Source organism: Kiritimatiella glycovorans, from assembly GCF_001017655.1.
Taxonomy (GTDB): domain Bacteria; phylum Verrucomicrobiota; class Kiritimatiellia; order Kiritimatiellales; family Kiritimatiellaceae; genus Kiritimatiella; species Kiritimatiella glycovorans.
Window position 1 is genome coordinate 1,605,696 of the sequence record NZ_CP010904.1, and the last position, 18,970, is coordinate 1,624,665.

Here is an 18,970-nt window from a genome sequence, read left to right on the forward strand (position 1 = left end):
TTCGCCTCCATTCAATCGACCGGTCCGGATGCGCATCTCAAGCCCGGGCCGGGCGGTTCATAAATCGTCTGCACGGAAGGGTTCGGCGGGGAGTCCCGCGCTGTTCTGCAGGGTGACGGGGGGTTCGACCCAGTTATGCCAGGCGTAGCGGACCGCGTCCGGTTCGGCGACGGCATCGCAGCGGAGCTCCACGGTGTCCTCATCGACGATCCGCGCGCGCGCCGCATGGAAAACACCGTCCGGACCGGCCATTTCGAAGCCGGGGATCCGCGCCGCGCCGTCCGAACTCTCCAGTCCCTGAGCGACATACTCGAACTCCACGCGCACCGCTGCACCGTCCGCGTTCACGTGTTCCGGCGACGGGCCGCGTGAGACGACATCCCGGCCGTAAACCTGATCGAGCGCCAGCAGGGCCAACCGCTCTCCCACGGGGCGCTTCGCCTTCGGATGGATATCTTTTTCTTCGCCGCAGTCGATCGCCAGCGCCATCCCGGTATGGTCGAGCGTGTCGCGTGTATAGGTCTGGGCGGCGCGCAGCCCGGGCCAGTCCAGGGTGGGGTGGCCGAAGGCGGCGAGCTGGACAAAGAAAAACGGCCAGTCGGGCCGGTCCCAGGCCCGCCGCCATGAACGGATCATCGCGGGGAACAGCACGCGATACTCCTGCGGATCTCCCGCGTTCGATTCGCCCTGATACCAGATGACCCCGCGCGCCGTGTACGGGACGAGCGGGACGATCATGTTCTCGTAAAGCACCGTGGGGCACTTCGGGCTCCAGGGATTGTCCTTCGGCCAGGGCCCCGGATTTCCCGGGCCCGATCCCTTGCGCCCCTCCCGGACCCACGTCCTGAACTCCGCGAAGCGCCGCTCGAATTCGTCCTGATCCTCCCGGAACTCCTCCGGGGTCCGCCCCGAAATCATCGAGTCGCGCACCATGTCGGCGTAGTGTTCGAGTTCCGGATGCCGGTCCAGGGTATCGAGCGGGGTCCAGGACTCGGCCGGGGTCCCGCCCCAGGAACTCTGAATGATCCCTATCCTTCGGTCTGTCGAGGTTCGGAGTTTTTCCGCGAAATAGAACGCCACCGCCGCAATCTGGTGGTTCACCCCCGGCCTGAACGTCTCCCATGCGAGATCCTCCGGCGTGAAATCCTCCTGCACGGGCAGCCCGACCCGGTTCGGGACCTTGACGAAACGGATGTCGGGCAGCGTCTTCTGAAGCCATTCTTTCCCGCCGTGCGATCCGCTGAGCGGCACCACCATGTTCGACTGCCCCGTCGCGAGCCAGACCTCGCCGAACCATACATCCCTGACTTCGGCCGACCCGTTTCCGGTTCGGGCGATCAGGCGGTGCCCGCCGCCCGGGGCCTGCTGCGGGATCGTCACGCGCCAGTGCCCGTCCGCGTCGGCCGTCCCGCTCGCGACGACCTCATCGTCCAGCCGAACCTCCACCCCGGCCCCGGGATCGGCGTCGCCCCAGACATTCACCTCCATCCCGCACTGGAGCACCGCGCCGTCATTAAATATCGGCGCAAAATCCACCCCGGCGCGTACCGCCGCGGCGGCGGGAACAAGAACGAACAACCCGATCAGACGCAGCATTTTCAACATGAGGCATCCTTCCTTTCTTTAGTATTTCAGATGATCCGAGATCTCAAACGTTCCGTCCATCCAGCGCTTCCAGGTGCTCGACGTCGGATTATACGTGGGATAGCGGTCGAAGATATCCCCGTTTCCGAACACGCGCGGGTCGCCGGTCTCGCGCAGTTCGTCCTCCAGCTCGGTCCGCAGCTGTTCCTTAAGCCCGGCGTATTCCGGTCGTGCGGCGAGATCGGTCATGCAGGAGGGGTCCTCGACAATATCGTACAACTCCTCGGCGGGACGTTTGCCGAAAGCCAATGCGTAGTAGAACGACGTCACCCCCGTCTCGTGCAGCTCGATGACCCGGTCCTTCGTCGGGGACCCGTCGCAGTTCGTGAAGAGGGTCTCCGGATTGCCGGCGGGCCACCGCTCCGGATGGTAGTTCCGCACATAGAGATACCGCGGGGTCCGGATACAGCGCACCGGATACCCGACGTCGCCCTCGCGCCCGAGATCGTGCAGTTCGCGTCCCATGTACGCGCGGGTCCGGTCGCCGCCGACCGCCCCCCCGCGTCCGGAGCGCAGCAGCGGCATCAGGCTCCGCCCTCTCATCTGTTCATGGGGCGGGAGCCCCGCGGCGTCGAGGATGGTCGGCGCGAAATCGATGAAGCTGACGAGATCGTCTGCGACCCTTCCCGGCTTCGCGACATCCGGTCCGCGAATCGCCAGCGGCATCCGGAAATCGTAGTCGTACATCTGTCCCTTTACGCGCGGGAACGGCATCCCGTTGTCGGAGGTGACGATCACCAGCGTCCGGTCCAGTTCGCCCCGGTCCTCGAGGATACGCATCATGTTGACGAGGTGGGCGTCGAACCACTCGATCTCATAGGCGTAGTCGCAGAGGTCCTCGCGCACCGCCGCATCGTCCGGCAGATAGGGCGGGACCTCGACCGTGTCCGGGTCCTTGCCGCCGCGCCGTCCTTCGCCAGGCACATAGGCGCGGTGGGGCTCGCGGCCGCCGTACCAGAAGCAGAACGGCGCACCCTCCGGCCGCGCCGACAGGAAGGCCTCGAAGTTCGCCGTGTAGTCGGTCGACGAGATCATTGAATCCGCGGGCGGCGTCAGCGTGCGCGCGTTCCATTCGTGACCCGCGGGATTGTGAGAAAACCCTCCCGCCTCATAATTGCCGGGCGCCCACCCCTTGCCCGTGAACCCGATGTGGTATCCGGCCGCCTCGAGCAGATCGGGATATACGGCAAAACGGTCCGGAAACAGGCTGAAATGATTGCAGGCCTCCTCAAGCTGCCACGTGTGACGCCCCGTCAGCAGGGACGCACGCGACGGGGCACACTTGGGGTTGGTCGTGAAGGCGGCGGTGAAACGCACGCCCTCCCGTGCCACGCGGTCAAACCCGGGGGTCGTCAGGAAACGATCACCACAGGCGCTCATGTGGGACGCGTCATCCGCAATCGCCAGCAGAATGTTGGGTCGATCCGTCTTATTCACGGGAAAACACCTTCTCCGGATTTCATGGTGGAGACGTGAAATTACTTTGCATAAATGTGCAGCATTCGTCAATCTTTCCCCATGATAAGGCTTCAAAAAACACCGATTCGGACCATAGTCATCCTCACGATCCTCTGCACCTCGGGCCTGTACCCCGTCCGGTCCGGCCCGGCGGTTCCGATGACGGCGCGAAACGACGAGTCGTCGCCAAGTCCGGAGGAATTCAGGCTCAATCCGAATCTCTCAACGGCTTTCTTTAGGGAGGTGACACGGCCATAGGTCGGTCCATACTGTTGGTTGTTGTTCGAAGACGACCAGCAGGAAAGGAGCACGACCTATGACCGGGAACAGAGTAGTCGCGAAGCTGTTGAGATTCAAGGGGCTGCGCGTAGTGGGCTTCGGTTTCGAGGGGAGGAGCAACTTCGTGGTGACGGTGACGCCACACAAGAACGGGTGCCGGTGTCCGGAGTGCGGCCGCCGCGGAACCATTGTTCGGGTGATGCCCGAGCCGCGGCGGTGGCGGGACATCCCCGTCTGCGGGTGGACCGTATGGCTTCAACACTGCCCCCGGGAGATCTGGTGTCCGACCCACGGACGGGTGGTTGAAGCGATCCCCTGGGCGGGGCGGTTCGCGCGTGTCACCTATCGCTTCGAGTACGTGATGCTGAAGTACTGCCAGATCATGACGCAGAAGGCGGCGGCCCAGTTGCTGCGTATCCCCCGTTCCACGCTCTCCGATGTGCTCCACCGGACGATTACCCGTATCCGCGACGGTCACCGGATTCGAGGGCTGAAGACCATCGGCATCGATGAGATCTCCTACGCCAAAGGCCACAAGTACGCCACACTGGTTTACGACCTGGACCGCTCGTGTGTGGTGTGGGTCGGGAGGGGCAAGAAGCGCGAAACCATTGATGTTTTCTTCCATGAAGTGCTCAGCGACTACCAGAAGAAACAGATCCGGTGGGCATGCTGCGACATGAGTGATGCCTTCATGGGGGCCATCAAGGCGCACTGTCCGAATGCCACGCTTGTCCTGGACCGTTTCCATATCGTCAAAGCCCTCAACACGGCCGTCGACGGTGTGCGTAAGGAGCAGTGGCGGCTGGCCGGCGGTGACGAGCGCAAGGCTCTGAAGGGACTGCGCTGGCTTCTCTACCGTCACTCCTCAACGCGATCCAAAGACGACACCCAGACCCTTCGGGCACTTGAGAAGGCCAACAACCGCATCTATAGAGCATGGCGGCTGAAGGACGAGTTCGAGCAGTTCTGGGAATACAAGGCACCCTGGGCTGCCGAACGCTTCCTCAAGAGCTGGACGACCTCCGCCCTTCGAAGCCGTCTGGAACCTCTGCGCAAGTTCGTCACCACGCTGCGCCAGCACTACTTCGGCGTCCTCGCTTTCGTTAACTCACGGCTCACCAATGCCATAGCCGAGGGGCTCAACCGCATCGTCAAAATCGTCAAGAACCGCGCCAGCGGATTCCGCACGCTCGATGCCTTCACTGACATGATATTCCTCACAGTCGGAGACGTAGATATCCCTGCGCAAATCCCAACCCGTTTCCGCACAGTATAGGACAGCCCGATGAACCAGTATCCATCGACATCAAATCGAAATCACCCCGTTGAGAGATTCGGAAATAGCCGGAATTCAGGGTGCCTCCATTGAGGAGCCTCGAAGTCGCCCGCACGATCCATGCGCGGGAGTACGGCGCGATGCCGGATGACGGGGCGGACGACCTCGCGGCGGTTCAGGCAGCCTTCAACGCCCTCGCCGCATCCGCCGAGCCGACTCGGCTTCTGTTTGAAAAGGGCACTTACGTACTGAACGCGCCCGCTTCCGCAGACGGGGATTCGCGCTGGTTGACCCGGCTCGAATCTGTCACCAACGCCGTGATCGATTTCGCGGGTGCGCGATTCATCATCCGTGACCCCGCTTCCGGATTCATACATCTCGATCGATGCCGCAACATAATCCTGCGTGACGGGACGTTCGAGTACGATCCTCAGCCTCACACGGCGGGCGTGATCGAAGCGGTCGACCCGCGGGAGGGCACCCTGGATCTGCGAATCCCCGGACGCTTTCCCTGCCCCGACCGCCCCTGGTTTGAATCCGCTTCGGCGCGATGGGGCTACCGACTGGACCCCGAGATCCCCGGCCGGGTCATGCACGGGGCCGTGAACGTTCATCGCTATAAGGAGGTCCGGCGGATCGGGACGCGACGCTTCCGGGTCACGATTCAGCCGGGCCGTCCGGAGTACTGGGCCGGATTCAAGGTCGGCGACCGGTTCACCATGCTGGCCCGGACGCATGCGGAGTTTCTTTTTGCCCAATACTGCCGGCAGATCACAGCGATGGATCTGACCACGTACCACACGCCCGCGGGCCACTACATCAGCGTGCGCACGGACGCGTTGAACGTTATACGCTGCCGGTCCCCGATCATGCCGGGGTTCTGGAAGGGCGGCAACGCCGACGCCGTACATGTACAGTCGTCACGCATCGGGCCGTGGGTGGAGGGTTGCCTCTTTGAGGGGATCAGCGACGATGCGCTCGTGGTTTACGCGCGCCCGTTTTCGATTACGGAACAGATCTCTCCGACCCGGCTGAGGATCGCGCGCCTGACGAACCGCGGCGAGGCCGCGCTTCCGCGGGAAGGCGAGATCCGGCGGGACGACATCCTCGATTTTCTGAACCCGAATACGGGGGTGGTCACCGCCACGGCCGCAGTCAGGGAATTCCTGCCCGAGGAGCAGATCATCCGGCTCGACGCACCGGTAACGAATATGCTTGTCGGCGCAGGGAAAGACCGCACCCAGATCTGGAACCGCTCAATGGCACGCGGATGCGTCCTGATCGATAATACGATCGTCAACTCCCGGCGGTACGGAATCTATGTCAAGGCCTCGGACGTCCTTATCGCAGGGAACCGGATCGGAGGAACAAGCTCCTGCGCGATGTCGTTTCACAACGAACCCGGCGCACCCAACGGCCCGTTCTGTCACAACGTCGTGATCCGGGACAATGAGATCGTGCACTGCGGGTTCGATCACGGATTCCTGAAACATCCCCGAAGCGGCGCGATTCGCGTGATGGCACGCCGGCTCGATTACAGCCCCGCGCAGCGGGGCGCGCCTCACAGCGGATTCCGCATCCTCAACAACCGCTTCCGCGATCTGCTTCGTCCTCCGCTCTGCCTCAGCAACGTCCGCGACGTTCGCCTTTCCGGCAACACGCTCGATGGAGAGGGCTTTACCCGTACCACGGGGCCTTGAACCTCAGAACACGAAACGCCGGCGGATAAATCCCAGGGCGAGACCGGTGGTCCCGAGCATCGTGATCGTGGCCGGTTCCGGGATCAGATATCCGCTGTTATCCAGCGAGTAGTCACCGCTCACGCCGTCAATGGTGATGAGCTCGAGCTGACTGGAAGTCAGACCGTCCGAGCTGGTCCCGAACCGGAGGCTGTCCGTTCCGAATTCAAATCCGGTCAGTTCGAGCGAACTCCCCGTCCATGAAAATCCGGAGCTGTCGCTGAACGAAACCGATTCGCCCGCGGCATCGCTGAAATCAAATGTGAGGTCCATATCAGCCGAGCTCAGATTAAGGACGCCGGCCGCATTGTCGTGTCCATTGAAATCGACCAACGAGCTGCCCGAGTTATCGAACCGGAGATGAGAGGTGAACTGATTATCGGCGTTGAGCTGGACGCCCGCACCGTTGACCAGGCGGAGAGCCACCCCATCCAGCGCCGGACCGCCGGTATTCCCGAGCGAATGGCCCGTGCCCACGAAGCGCACGCCGAGTCCGCTGGTCACCGAACCGTCGAAATTCAGCACACCGTCGTGATTCTGAACACGCACGACGTTATCCGCATGAGCCTGGATGGTGCCCCTGAAATTAAGGACCGAGCTGCTCTCGATTTTGACCTCCGCATCGTTAGCCGTGGCATCAATGGTCCCCTCGAGGTTTATGGTGCCCTCCTGCTCGGCCGAGAAGAGGATGTCACCGCCGATATCGCCGACGGTAATGTCATTCAACGTCAGGTAGGCAGTTGTCGAAGGCGCGATGGTATCGATGGTCAGGTCGGCCCCTGCCCCGGAATTAATGATACTGATCGGGGCGCCCACCGTGAGCTTGGCGTTACCCACATGGATCACATCCGCCGCCGTACCCGTGTTCGGATCGATCGTAAGCGTGTTCGGCCCGTTCAGGCTCATCACACTCGCCCCGACCGTGGTCAGGTACCCGATGGTGTAATCCCCGTCCATCGTGAGATCGAGCTCCCCCGAACCGAGCTCGGCCGTGTCGCCGTTATCGTCCGGAACACTCCCGCTGGGCGACCACATTGTCGTGTCGCTCCAGTCCCCGGTTCCACTGTCCCAAGTGTAATCCGTCGCACCGGCTATACCGGCGACCGTGACCAGTGCCGCGAACACAAACAACTTCTTCATCATCATCTCCTCTGGTGACTACTCAGGTACCCCTCTCCCAGAGGACGGTTGACGATAACGGGCGACGAGAGCGGTGGACGATAGGCGCTTCCAACTCGTGAGCCGTTCTCGTCGCCCGTTATCGTTAGCCGATTCCAGATGGGCTATACGGGATCGAGACGATGGCGGCAAGTCGGGATGGCTCCGCCTGGATTTGCGAGGGGGCGAGTGCGAGTAGGATCGGCGAGGTCCGTTCATCCGCGGCAGAGGCTACGAGGTATTGAGCGCCGGAACGAAGGGGTTTCCGCTGAACAGGCGGGTCAGCGCATCCATAGCGCCGACGGCATTCTTGCGGGCGGTTGAGATGTAGCTTCGAATGCGGCAGAAGGCTTTGGCGCCATCCTCGGTTCGGAACATGCCCGAGATTTTCTGCTGCACCTTCATCATGCGTAGATCGCGCTCAGCCTGATTGTTGTCGAAGGGCACGTTGAAGTCGTACATGAACGCAAGCGCTTCATCGCGGTGCTCGTCGAGCCGTTCGAGCAGGTTACGGGCTTTGGTCTTCTTGCGGCGGCCCCGTCGTTTCTTCGCGTTGCGCGGCAACGGCGGCAGCGGATTCTGCGCGTAGCCTTCGTCGAGGACTTGCTGGTAGCGGGCTTCGAAGGTGTGTAGCTGCCGCCGGTCAAGATGATCGGTCGACTGTTTGGCGAGATCGACGGCCTCTTTGATGTCGAGCAGGCAGTCGATCATGTGGTCGGCCCAGTCCTGCTGGTGCTGCTCATGCGCAAAGATCAGTTCGCGCAAGTGATGGGCGTTGCAGAGGCCATGGAGGCAGTCGTAGCCGAAGTACGGTTTCCAGAAGTCGTGAACGGCGCGTCCGAGGAAGTCGGGCAGGATGCCGATCTCATCGATCGCTTCGCGGCCGCGTTTGCGATGGATGTCATAATAGGTTGCCTGTGCGGTCGAGGCCGAATGCAGCCACCACAGCTTGCCGTCTACCCGTGAGCCGGTCTCGTCGAAGTGTGCCACGGCGGCCTGCTCGATCAACTCCTTGATCTTCTCGACGGGGTCGGCGGCCAACGTGTGGGATTGGGCGATGATATTGCAGAGCGTGCCTTCGCTCATCGGGCAGCCGAAGAAGTCATTCAGCAGTTCGCAGGTTCGGTCATAGGGCAGGAACTGATAGTTCTTCAGGTACACGGCCGCAGCCTTGATCCCCTCGCCGTATTGCACGGGAGCGTTGACCCCTTCGGGGAACGCGGCTTTGTTCAGATGGCCGCAGGCGCAGGTTTTGGTTTCAGCCTGGTGCTCGGTGACGATCAGCCGCAGGGGTGGCAGGTCATGGACTTGACGCTTTTCGATGCCCTCGACGGATTGATCGGCTAGAGAGCGGCCGCAGTGTTCGCATTCCTTCACACGGTGCACTTCGGTGTGCTCGGGCTTGTCGGCCATCGCGAGCGTATGGCCGGTATGGCCGGGCTGGCCGCCGGACTTGCGCTTGCCCTTCTTGCGCAGGCTTTTGGGCGCAGGTTTCTTGAAGCCGTCGCTGGAGGGCGGTTTGCTGCTGTTGCGCGAGTTTTTGGCGAGTTGGTTCTCAAGAGACTGAACGCGTTCTTCCAGAGCACGGATGCGCGCATCCATCATCAACAGTACCCGCACGACGGTTTCCTTGCCGGCGTCGTAGATCGCTTCGGCCTCTTGGCGTGTCATCACCTGCCCGCCCTCCCTTCGGTTCGGGAGCAGGCGGGTGCGCACAACTCCCGCCGGAACTCCGGGATAAGCGGATACAGATACACGTCCTTGACCGGCGCCTGGATGCGGCGGTCTCGATCGTTGCGGGTCCGCCCCTGCGTTGCGCCCAGGCGCATCCAGTTCGCGGCCCGGTAGCAGGTGCCTTTGAATCGGGAACGGTCCACGAACGTTTCCAAGGCATGCACGGGATGAGCGTACTTGCCCTGCCAGTCATCCCGGATGCGCCGGGCAATGAGGCCGAGGACGTGGCTGGCCAGATGCGGGACTTCGACCCAGGGCAGGATCAGGAAACGCGTATTGTTGGTCAATGCCTGGAGATTGCGTTCACGGCAGGCCCGATCCCAGCCGAGGAAACGATCCCGATCCGCGCATTTCCATGCCGCCGAACCGAACAGCGCACAGGCCACGAGCCGACCGTGCCGGTCGCGGATCAGATAGCGCAGGTTCTCGCCCACCGTGTTGCGATGGCCCAAGTAGTGGTATCGGCCCAGCAGCCCTTTGAACAACTGCGAGTTATCCGAACGTGGGGCGACAAGGTCTGCCGACAGGGGCCGCAATGCGCTCAGGTCAGAGCGAATCGGTTCGGCGGCAGGTTCTACGGCAGGCACGCACCGGTTGCGGAAATGATTGGAAGACGGGCGTTGACGCGCCGGCAACTCGATGCATCCGCGTCGCTCCAGCTTCAACAGCAGGGAGCGCGCCGCCATGTCCTTGATACGGCCCTGCGCGTTGCGCCAGTTCCAGCAGCGGCACAGTTCTTCGCTCAGGCGGGTACGGCCCCAGTCCTGGTTCTTCGCCATCAAATCCCGGATCAAGGCGATCTCGCCGTCCGTGATTCTCCGCCCCTGAATGACCATAGCCTGTGCCATGGTCAGCAGCGTAGAAGACCACGCGATCCGAGTCCAGCAGAAAATCGGGTTTTTTCTGTTGCGCTCGGGGGGGGGTAGACTACGATTGTTTCAGTGGTAGCGCCATGGTGGGGCTACCTGAGTAGTTACCTCCTCTGTTGCGTTATCGGAACAACATCACAACCACCCGCACTAAGCGGGTCTATTCGCACCTAGACATATAAAGGGGTGGAGGTCAAGCTGGAATTGCCTCATTTTTGCAAAGCTTTCTATTTTCCTAATTCACACACATACTGGCACTAATCACTTCTTTTTATCTTATTTACATCTCTATAGCCCTCTTTTGCTTTCCCGGTCTTCAGGCCATGTTCCATTACCGGGACAGCGCGCTCAATCATCGGCGGCGCGCTTTGTCGCGTCCGCATGTACGGCCCCGACGGAGCGGAGCCCTCCGGAAGAAGTTTCTCGCAAAGCTCGCAGAGATCGCGGTGAGGGGGATTTCTCTGGTGAAGACGCGCTTTGTCGCGTCCGCATTTACGGCCCCGACGGAGCGGGGCCGTCCGGACAATGCAGAGGGAAAGGGAATGCGGTCCTATTCCCAGGGCGTGACGGCATCTCTGAGTTCCGGATGTTCCCGCCCGAACATCAGGGTCTCCTTTTTTGTCATGGTCAGTCTGGGAGGAAGTGTCGCATCCCAGCGCTCATAGGTCTGGAGCAGTTCCGCGTAGCGTTCCGGGTTTGCGTCTTTCAGGTCCTCGGACTCATCGATATCCCGGTCCAGACGATAGAGACCGGTGCGGGCGTGGTTGTCGCCGTGGCGTGCCGAACCCCGGAGCCATTCTTTTGTGATCTTCCACTCGCCGCGGCGAATGGCCCACACATGATACTCGGGGCGGGCGGGCGGGTGCGGGAACCGCCAGTGCAGGGTGCGCGGTTCCCATTGCTCGGCGCCGGTCACGAGGGGCAGCAGGTTGCGCCCGTCGAGTTCCGGGGCTACGGCATCCTGCGCGCCCGCCGCCGCAAGGGCGGTGGGGAGCAGATCGAGCGAGATGACCGGCGTCTCGACCACCTGTCCTGCGGGCACCGTGCCGGGCCACTGGAGCGCGAAGGGCACACGGATTCCGCCCTCGAGCGTATCGCCCTTGACCCCGCGCAGCGGCTCGTTATTCGCCCGGGTGCTTCCGGTCGGCCCGCCGTTGTCGCTCAGAAAGAAGACGAGGGTGTCCTCTTCGAGTCCGTTCCGGCGCAGCGTCGCGAGCACGCCCCCGACGGCGTCGTCCATCGCCGCGACCATCGCGGCGTAGACCTGGCGGGGGTGTTCGATCATACGGTCCGTGTAGCCGCAGTGCACCGGTTCATCGTCCGGGCTCGCCAGGTGCGCGAACCGCTCAAGATAGTCCTTTGGCGCCTGGAGCGGGGTGTGCGGGGCGTTGAAGGCGAGGTAGAGGAAGAACGGCCTGTCCGCATTGCGGTCGATGAACGCGGACGCCTCATCGCCGAACACATGCGTCAGGTAGCGGGTCTCTTTCACCGGTTCATCGTTACGCCAGAGATAGGGGATGGACTCCCGCTCACCGTGCGGGAGATAAAGCGTCCCTCCGGTCAGGTGACCGTAAAAATAGTCAAACCCCCGTTCGTTGGGCGTATCGGTTCGTTCGGACCGGAGCGGTTCGGCGCTCAGGTGCCACTTGCCGACCGCGCCCGTGGCGTATCCCAGTTCCTTCATATACTCGCTGAAGAACCTGACGCCGTCCGGCATCCCGAAGGCATCCAGGTACTGGTTCTGCTCGCGGCCGAACTCGTTCTGGTATCGCCCGCTTATCAATCCGGCCCGGGAGGGGCCGCACTGCGGGGCCGTCACATAGCCGTCGGTGAAGCGCACGCCGTTGGCGGCGATTGAATCCAGGGCCGGCGTCGGAATATCCCCGCAACCGTTGAACCCGACGTCGCCGTAGCCCTGATCGTCGGACAGGATCACGATGATATTGGGCTGCCGCGCCGCGGCGGCCCGCACGGAAATCGTCAGCGCCGCCAGCGTCGAGACGATGGCACACAGGATATGTGAAGCGAAACGCATGGTCATCTCTCCTTCAGGGTTTTTCAGTATTTCGGATCCTCCCACCGGCTCGGCGCCAGGGTATCCCACCACTCCGCGTACCGGGCCTTCATAGCCTCGAGCCTTTCGGGATGCTGCGTGCTCAGATCGTTCTCCTCTCCGGGATCGCTGTTCAATTCGTACAACCGCCACCGCCCGTTCTCCGTTCGACGCACGGCCTTCCAGTCGCCTTCGCGCATACCGCGCTGCTGAGCGCGCTCCCAGAACAGGGCCTCATGCGGGCGGCCGTCGGCCGTGCCTCGCAGCCAGGGCAGCACGTTCACGCCGTCGAGCGGCTTCCCTCCGGGCTCGACGCCCGAAGCCGCGGCGAAGGTCGGCAGGAGGTCGAGACTGATAATCGGCGTCGCGCACACCCGTCCCGCGGGCAGTGCGGCCGGCCAGGAGACGATGAACGGCACGCGTACGCCCCCTTCGTAGACCTGGCCCTTGTGCCCGCGCAACGGACCGTTGAACCCGCCGTTTTGTGGCTTGCCGCCGTTGTCGCTGATGAATACCACCAGTGTGTTTGCGCGCTGACCGGTCTCCTCGAGATGATCGAGCAGGCGGCCGATATTCATGTCGAGGTTGTCGACCATGGCCGCGTAGGTGCGGCGCTTCTCGTCCCCGATGGATTCATATTTGGCGATGGTCTCTGCCGGGGCCTCCAGCGGGACATGCGGGGCGTTGAAGGGCAGATAGATGAAGAACGGGCCCTCCTCCGCCCGTTTCATGAATCCGATCGCGTAGTCGGTAAGCTGATCGGTCAGGTAACCTTCCTGTTCGGGCAGCTCGACGCCGTTGATCTGCAGCGGCGTGGTGTAGTGATAGAGGTAAGGCGTCTCGGTGTCCGAGTGATCGCGCGACCACCGGAGCCTGCTTTTTTCGTATTGTTCCGGGAAGTACTGATGTCCGCCGGTGAGGAAACCGAAGAACTCGTCGAATCCGCGATTGATCGGGTGGAACTGCTCCGCCGCTCCGAGGTGCCATTTCGCGATGGCGCAGGTGCGGTAGCCGCCGCGTCGCAGGAGGTCGGCCATGGTCTCTTCTTCGAGGTCCAGCCCCTGCGTCCGGTCGACCGGCCAGTTGCCGGGATTGCGCCAGTACCCGTGCCGCTGCTGGTAACGCCCCGTCATGAACCCCGCCCGGCTCGGACCGCAGTACGGAGCGCTCACGTAGCCCTGCGTGAGCCGGACGCCTCCGGCCGCCAGGCGGTCGAGACTGGGCGTCCGGATATCCTCGCATCCGTAACAGCCGAGATCGCCGTAGCCGAGGTCATCCGCGACGATAAACACGACATTCGGCTTCTCTTTCGCCGCGGCCGCCGACAGGTGCGCGACCATCAGCGCAGAGATTAAGGCGAACTTCCTGATCATTTTCCCCTCCTCTTTACGGCTTCTCCACGTCGAGATAGCGGGATTTATGCCAGCGTTCGAGCACGTGCTCCTCCGCCACGTTGCGGGACGGATCGAACTCGACGTTGCGTGAGTTGAACTCGGGCTGGATATAGAGGTATTCGAACCGCAGCATCGGTTTCTCGGCGCCCATCAGCACGGGGTTCCCGTAGATCTTTCCGTAGAGTCCACCGACCCGCCCCCGGTCGTCGGTCCGGCTGCGGATGCGGAAATACCACCCGCCCGGCGGCGGGCCGCTGAGTTCGGATTTCATCTCCTGCACATCCTCGAAGAGCTGACGGCGCCGATATTTCTTCCGGGGCGCTTCGTGCGCGGAGCGGAGGCTGCTTTTTTCTTCGAACGAGGGCGCGTCCATCGGGAGAATACCGTTGTGTTCGCCGGGGAACCGGGCCTGCATGACCGCTCTGAACGCGGACTCCGAGGCGTGGCGGCCCTTCGCGCTCAGACGAATGTCGGCAACCTCCCCCTCGCCGTGCGGCGGAAGCCAGTCCACCTTGACAAGGTCGAAGCCGAGCGGTTCGCCCTGCGCGGGAAACGGCAGGATCACCTTCCTGAGCGCGATCATCGGAACGGGATTTTTCTTCGGCTTGAGCACCACCTGCTGCCGGACGCTTCGCGCGCGGAATGCGAACGACCAGGAACCGGCGTAGTAAGCGGGGTGGTCGACGTCGAATTCCAGCGCGCCGCTGGTTCGTCCCCGGATCATGACCCCGCCCTGAGGTCCGGTCTGTCTGACGACCTCCCTGATGCGTTCCCCGTAGGGATCGACCGACCAGTAGGGCACCCGGGCCGTCACCTCCGCACCGTGGACGGGCCGCTCTTCCGGATCGACGACTTTGAGGGCGATGCGCGCGTCGAAATTATCCGCGCCGCCCTGTCCGGCCGACACGCTCGCGGCCAGCCCCAGCAGCAACACCATATACTTTACTCGCAACATGGCGATTTACTCCTCCATCGGCGTGAACGACAGCACGCGAATACGGTGCCGTCCGCCGTCAAATCCTGCGTCCCCGGGATAAAGGACCTCATCGTCTTCGCCGGTGACATAGGGATCGCGCCAGACCACCGCCACGGCGCGCGCTTCAGCCGCCACCAGGCTTTCATCCTCCCTCGACTGCGCCGCCAGAAAGATCGTGAAAAGCTGCTGGCGAACCGTGAACAGGCGCAGGCTGCGCATCACGATCTCCTCGGCCTCGAACTTGTTGTCGACCCCCAGCGCGTCCGCCCAGTCCTCCCGGCTCGCGGACCGCCAGACGTCCACCAGCCGCGCGTACCCTCCGGCGGGGCGTTGGTTCAGGATAAGCTCGGCGGCCTCGAATGCGGAGGCGGGTGAGAGGGGCTGCGTCGACGACTCCGGATCGCCGGACATATCGGTGTTGGCGGCCAGGAAGCCCGCGGCGATCACCTCGGGATACGGGCTGTTGATATTGATCCGGCCCCTGGTCGAGGGCATCCGGTTGGTGATCTGGAAATAGCGCCCGACGTCCACCGCCTCCGGCCCCAGCAGCGGGATGCTCGTCCAGTGCCGCCGGTTGCTGTAGGGCTGGCGACCGATGTGCGAGAGCGAGTCGAGCACGGGATAGCCCGGATCCTCATCGATCTCCGGGTAGTAGAGCAGGTGCGTGCCGTCGGAGTCCGGCGACTGGTTGACGTCCGTGCCGCCGTGCCCGGGATGCGCCCGGTAGTCGTAGTTCCCGGGCAGGGTGCCGGGTTCCAGCGTCCCGCCATTCGGATAAAACGTCACGATATCGCCATTGTCCAGCTCCGGCACATAATGGTCGTCGGACCGTTCCCCGCCCCACATCAGGCGCGGGTCATTGGCGACGAACAGGCGTTCATAGCTGTCCTGTCCCTCGTCCCAGACCGCGCGCTCCCGGTGACGCGTATGATACTCGAAGTAGTGCATGCCGGCCTTATATTCATAGCCCGAAAGTTCGAAGGCGCGGAGTACGCGGGGGTGAATCACGACCTTGTTGTCGCGCGAAAAGGTCACGTTGTACTCGTAATCGATACGAACCACCTCGCCCGGCTCCATGGAATCGGAACCGCCGAGCGCCTCGGGGAATGTGGGCGCGCGGCAGGAATTCTGTATCCAGCGGTAGATCCTGTCCGTCTCAGGCTGGGCCTCATGAGGACTCACGACACCCTCGTCATGCCATCCGGGATCCCCGCTCGACTGCCAGCGGAAGGTTACACTGACTTCGTTCGTATTCCCCGAGACCGAACCCGTATTCGGATCCGTCGTCTCGTAATAGAGGTTCCCGGGGTCAATGCGCAGATAGGGATAGAGTTCCTCCACGTCAATGGCGCGCTGAAACGGATTCACATATTCGACCGTGGCACGCAGCTGCACCTCCGTATCGGAGATCACGCCGTTGGTGGTCATTACGGGGTGTGCCCAGGTGCGGACCTGCGTGGGGTACGGCACCGGCTGGAGATAGGGCCACTTGCGCAGGTAGTGCCACTGGTCATGCCGACTGGCCACGTAATCCGTATGAAAATACGTGGTGTCGACTTCCGCATTATGATAACTCGGCACCGCGTTTTCGATGCCGCGCCCGGCATTGTACATGGCGAGGAAATCGACCATCATCCGACTGGTCTGCTCCAGCGTCTCGAAGTCGTATTCCGGCTCGATCGGAATCTCCGGACGGGTCCCGCTGAGTTCGTACGCGCCTGACTCGTCGAGCATCCGCTCCCAGTAGACGCGGGCCGTGTGCGGTAGATTCACCATTTCGAGATTCTGATACCGGGAAGAATCCATGAACGGGAGGACCAGGCCCTCGCGGTGCGCATCCACCCAGTCCGGGATCCCGTTATTATTCCACGACGCCTGCCGCGGCCATTCCGCCGGCCGTCCGCGGCCGTCGATGTAGCGATACACGCCGTCGTCGGTCTGATCCAGCACAACCGGGATCGTGTTGGTGTCCGACGGTGCGCAGGAAAACGGGAACAGGAAGTCCGGCACGGCCTTCCCGTTCCGGTCCTCGGACTCGAGTCCCGCGTAGACCGTATCCAGCTCCGTCTGGGTATAGAGATGTTTCCACTGCTCGACGCGGTCTCTGAAGGCCAGCAGCGCGGGCTCGCCGGCAAAGTCGAAGAGCGGATCCGCTCCCGCGGGCGGGGTGATTTCATCGACCGACAGGCCGCTGCGGCGGCTCCGCCGGGCGACTGCGTTGGCGTCCAGAAAGCCCGAGCAGTTGACGGCCAGCCAGGCGCAGCGGTTATCGTCCGGGAAATCCACCCACCCGTCGTCATCCGGAAGTTTGTCGTGCAGGATGCCGGGCAGATAGTCCAGCACGTCATCGCCGAAGATTTCCTCACCCGCGCCCGAGGACCAGGCCAGGTGACCCGGGTAGACCTCCCCGGCTCCGGTATCGTCTCCGATCTGTCGAAGCGCGCGGACGAGTCCCGCATAGAGGAGCTGATCGGCGCGGGTCTTTTCCATGATCGTGCGGTTCACCAGCCGGTCCGTACGCATACTCACCGCGAAGCCCACGACCAGCAGGATCAGCATCGAGAGCATCCCCAGCACGATCACGAGCGCGACGCCGCGGCGCGGGTCTTCCCGATCCGCCTCCGCACGGTTCACACGCCTGGTTCCGGAATGGATCATAACCCGTTTTTCCCTCCTCGCGCTTCGCCCGGGAAGCTGTCGATCAGTTCCCGCCACTTCCGCTGATTCCACCACGCGGGCGGGGGCAGTTCTCCGGCACGCTGCGCGGCGACGGCCCTCAGCCTCTGCACCGTTTCCGGATACCGATCCGCGACATTGTGCCGCTCCAGATCATCCTCTGCCCGGTAGAGCGCCAGCCGCGCGGGGCGTCCTTCGGGGAGGTCGGTGTACAGGCCCGGATCCACGGCCCCGGTGAACCGCAGGACCCAGCGGTCCGTAACCACCGTCCACGACCCCGGTTCATGCGCACGCATGGTCTGAAAGTTCACCGCCGTTTCGCGCAGAAATCCCCAGCTCCGCGAGTGGAGACCGAACCAGACGAGGTGATCGTGCGGTCCTTCCTCCGCCCCCCCGATGAGCGGAAGCAGTGACCGCCCGTCGAGATCCTCCGGGGCCTCGATCCCTGCGGCAGCCATTGCGGTAGGCATGATGTCGAGCAGCGACACCGGCGCGTCCGTGACGCGCCCGGCCCCTGTCGCCGCCGGCCAGTGCATCACGAGCGGCACGCGCGTCCCGCCCAGAGTGTACTGCCCCTTGTGTCCCCGGTGCGGCGCGTTCCCGGGCAGCGTGCTTTCGCGCGAGACCGACCCGCCGTTGTCGGAGGTGAAGACGAGCAGGGTGTTCTCAAGCATTTCGCGGGATCTCAGGGCGTCGACCACCCTCCGGATGCCCCGGTCTACCGCGTACACGTGACCGTAGAAGTTCCTGAGAAGCCCGGGCATCTCCGCGAACGGCTCCATATAGCGGTCCGGGGGATTGGGGAAGAGCGGCCCGTGAACGGCATGATAGTGGAGATTGAGCAGAAAGGGTTTGTCCTCCCGCTGCGCGCGGTCGATGAAGGCGACCGCGCGGTCGGTGAACGTCTCCGTGTTATAGCCCCGCTGCACCCCGGCGTGCTCGAACCCGTCCCACACGTTCTGTTCGTCGTACCATCGGGACTGGTGGTAGTTGTAGCCGTAATAGACATCGAATCCGTTGTTCAGCGGATGCAATTTATCGGGAACGGATCCGAAATATCCGGTGGCCTCCAGCTCGCGCCAGGCCTCGCCCTCCCGGTCGAGCCCGTATGGATTCGTATCGGGGGCAAGCCCGTGCCTCTCATAAACGGGCCGCGCCAGGTCGTCGTCGAGCGGCCCGAGATGCCACTTGCCGATATGGCCGGTCAGGTACCCCGCCTCGCGGAAGCGCGGCGCGAGGATGCGGTCGGGATCAAGCGCACCCTCCCGGGTCACATCGCCGTTCGAGTAGACGCCGAAACGATTGGGATGCAGGCCCGTTGCGAATCCGCAGCGCGAGGGCGCGCAGAGCGCGCTCGAGGAAAACGCCCGCGTGAAAAGAATTCCGTCCGAGGCCAGTCCGCTCATGACGGGCATCGCCCTGCGCGCCGCCTCGAGGGCCGTGTCGTTCCCGTACTGCCCGTTTTTCATGCCCCGGACGTACTCGACAAAAGCGGGGTCGTAATCCTCCTCTTTTATACGCTGTGCCAGCGGCGCGAACTGCCCCACACCGAAATCGTCCATCATGATCACGAGCACGTTGGGCCGGCAGTCCGCACGCCGGGCGCCGGGCGCCCCGAGGACACACACGGCGACCAGCAGCAGCGAAACAAGGCATATTCGAACACGATCCCGAACGGTCACATTCATACGGACTGATCCTCTCTCACTCC

12 protein-coding genes are annotated in these 18,970 nt (G+C 63.1%); 2 read left to right on the forward strand and 10 right to left on the reverse strand.

Features of this window, described 5'->3' with window-relative positions; all coding sequences use genetic code 11:
• Positions 1–57: 57 nt before the first annotated feature.
• Positions 58–1,605: a sialate O-acetylesterase gene (locus L21SP4_RS06675; protein WP_052881927.1), complete on the reverse strand. Its 1,548-nt coding sequence runs from the start codon at positions 1,603–1,605 to the stop codon at positions 58–60.
• An 18-nt stretch (positions 1,606–1,623) separates the two neighbouring features.
• Complete coding sequence (locus L21SP4_RS06680; protein ID WP_052881928.1) at positions 1,624–3,081, reverse strand: sulfatase family protein; 1,458 nt, start codon at positions 3,079–3,081, stop codon at positions 1,624–1,626.
• 337 nt (positions 3,082–3,418) lie between these two features.
• Here L21SP4_RS06680 and L21SP4_RS06685 point away from each other — a divergent pair, with 337 nt between their 5' ends.
• Entirely contained in the window at positions 3,419–4,660 is a 1,242-nt protein-coding gene (locus L21SP4_RS06685; protein ID WP_052881181.1) for an ISL3 family transposase, read from the forward strand.
• 80 nt (positions 4,661–4,740) lie between these two features.
• Positions 4,741–6,360, forward strand: a complete 1,620-nt coding sequence (locus L21SP4_RS06690; protein ID WP_160300732.1) for a right-handed parallel beta-helix repeat-containing protein — start codon at positions 4,741–4,743, stop codon at positions 6,358–6,360.
• Positions 6,361–6,363: 3 nt separating this feature from the next.
• Here the strand turns inward: L21SP4_RS06690 and L21SP4_RS06695 are convergent, their stop codons facing one another.
• The 8 genes from L21SP4_RS06695 to L21SP4_RS06730 form a co-directional block, all read right to left on the reverse strand.
• Positions 6,364–7,539, reverse strand: coding sequence for a hypothetical protein (locus tag L21SP4_RS06695; RefSeq protein WP_144413785.1), 1,176 nt, complete (start codon positions 7,537–7,539; stop codon positions 6,364–6,366).
• Positions 7,540–7,788: 249 nt separating this feature from the next.
• A complete protein-coding gene (tnpC, locus tag L21SP4_RS06700) occupies positions 7,789–9,228 on the reverse strand; it encodes an IS66 family transposase (protein WP_074041560.1) in 1,440 nt (479 codons plus the stop codon).
• Positions 9,228–10,139, reverse strand: coding sequence for a Druantia anti-phage system protein DruA (locus L21SP4_RS06705; protein ID WP_201774603.1), 912 nt, complete (start codon positions 10,137–10,139; stop codon positions 9,228–9,230). Before L21SP4_RS06705 ends, tnpC begins: the two co-directional genes overlap by 1 nt.
• A gap of 571 nt (positions 10,140–10,710) precedes the next feature.
• Entirely contained in the window at positions 10,711–12,195 is a 1,485-nt protein-coding gene (locus tag L21SP4_RS06710) for a sulfatase family protein (RefSeq protein ID WP_052881932.1), read from the reverse strand.
• A 23-nt stretch (positions 12,196–12,218) separates the two neighbouring features.
• Complete coding sequence (locus tag L21SP4_RS06715) at positions 12,219–13,586, reverse strand: sulfatase (protein WP_052881933.1); 1,368 nt, start codon at positions 13,584–13,586, stop codon at positions 12,219–12,221.
• Between the two features lie 13 nt (positions 13,587–13,599).
• Positions 13,600–14,562 (reverse strand): hypothetical protein, encoded by a 963-nt coding sequence (locus L21SP4_RS06720; protein WP_144413786.1) that lies wholly within the window; start codon positions 14,560–14,562, stop codon positions 13,600–13,602.
• A 6-nt stretch (positions 14,563–14,568) separates the two neighbouring features.
• Entirely contained in the window at positions 14,569–17,241 is a 2,673-nt protein-coding gene (locus L21SP4_RS06725) for a hypothetical protein (protein WP_052881935.1), read from the reverse strand.
• A complete protein-coding gene (locus L21SP4_RS06730) occupies positions 17,238–18,947 on the reverse strand; it encodes a sulfatase family protein (RefSeq protein WP_052881936.1) in 1,710 nt (569 codons plus the stop codon). The genes L21SP4_RS06725 and L21SP4_RS06730 overlap by 4 nt, the downstream gene beginning before the upstream one ends.
• Positions 18,948–18,970 lie beyond the last annotated feature (23 nt).

Coding starts and splice junctions, on each gene's coding strand:
- L21SP4_RS06675 (WP_052881927.1), bottom strand. CDS start 1,605: ATGTTGAAAATGCTGCGTCTGATCGGGTTGTTCGTTCTTGTTCCCGCC.
- L21SP4_RS06685 (WP_052881181.1), top strand. CDS start 3,419: ATGACCGGGAACAGAGTAGTCGCGAAGCTGTTGAGATTCAAGGGGCTG.
- L21SP4_RS06695 (WP_144413785.1), bottom strand. CDS start 7,539: ATGAAGAAGTTGTTTGTGTTCGCGGCACTGGTCACGGTCGCCGGTATA.
- tnpC (WP_074041560.1), bottom strand. CDS start 9,228: ATGACACGCCAAGAGGCCGAAGCGATCTACGACGCCGGCAAGGAAACC.
- L21SP4_RS06705 (WP_201774603.1), bottom strand. CDS start 10,139: ATGGCACAGGCTATGGTCATTCAGGGGCGGAGAATCACGGACGGCGAG.
- L21SP4_RS06710 (WP_052881932.1), bottom strand. CDS start 12,195: ATGCGTTTCGCTTCACATATCCTGTGTGCCATCGTCTCGACGCTGGCG.
- L21SP4_RS06715 (WP_052881933.1), bottom strand. CDS start 13,586: ATGATCAGGAAGTTCGCCTTAATCTCTGCGCTGATGGTCGCGCACCTG.
- L21SP4_RS06720 (WP_144413786.1), bottom strand. CDS start 14,562: ATGTTGCGAGTAAAGTATATGGTGTTGCTGCTGGGGCTGGCCGCGAGC.
- L21SP4_RS06725 (WP_052881935.1), bottom strand. CDS start 17,241: ATGATCCATTCCGGAACCAGGCGTGTGAACCGTGCGGAGGCGGATCGG.
- L21SP4_RS06730 (WP_052881936.1), bottom strand. CDS start 18,947: ATGAATGTGACCGTTCGGGATCGTGTTCGAATATGCCTTGTTTCGCTG.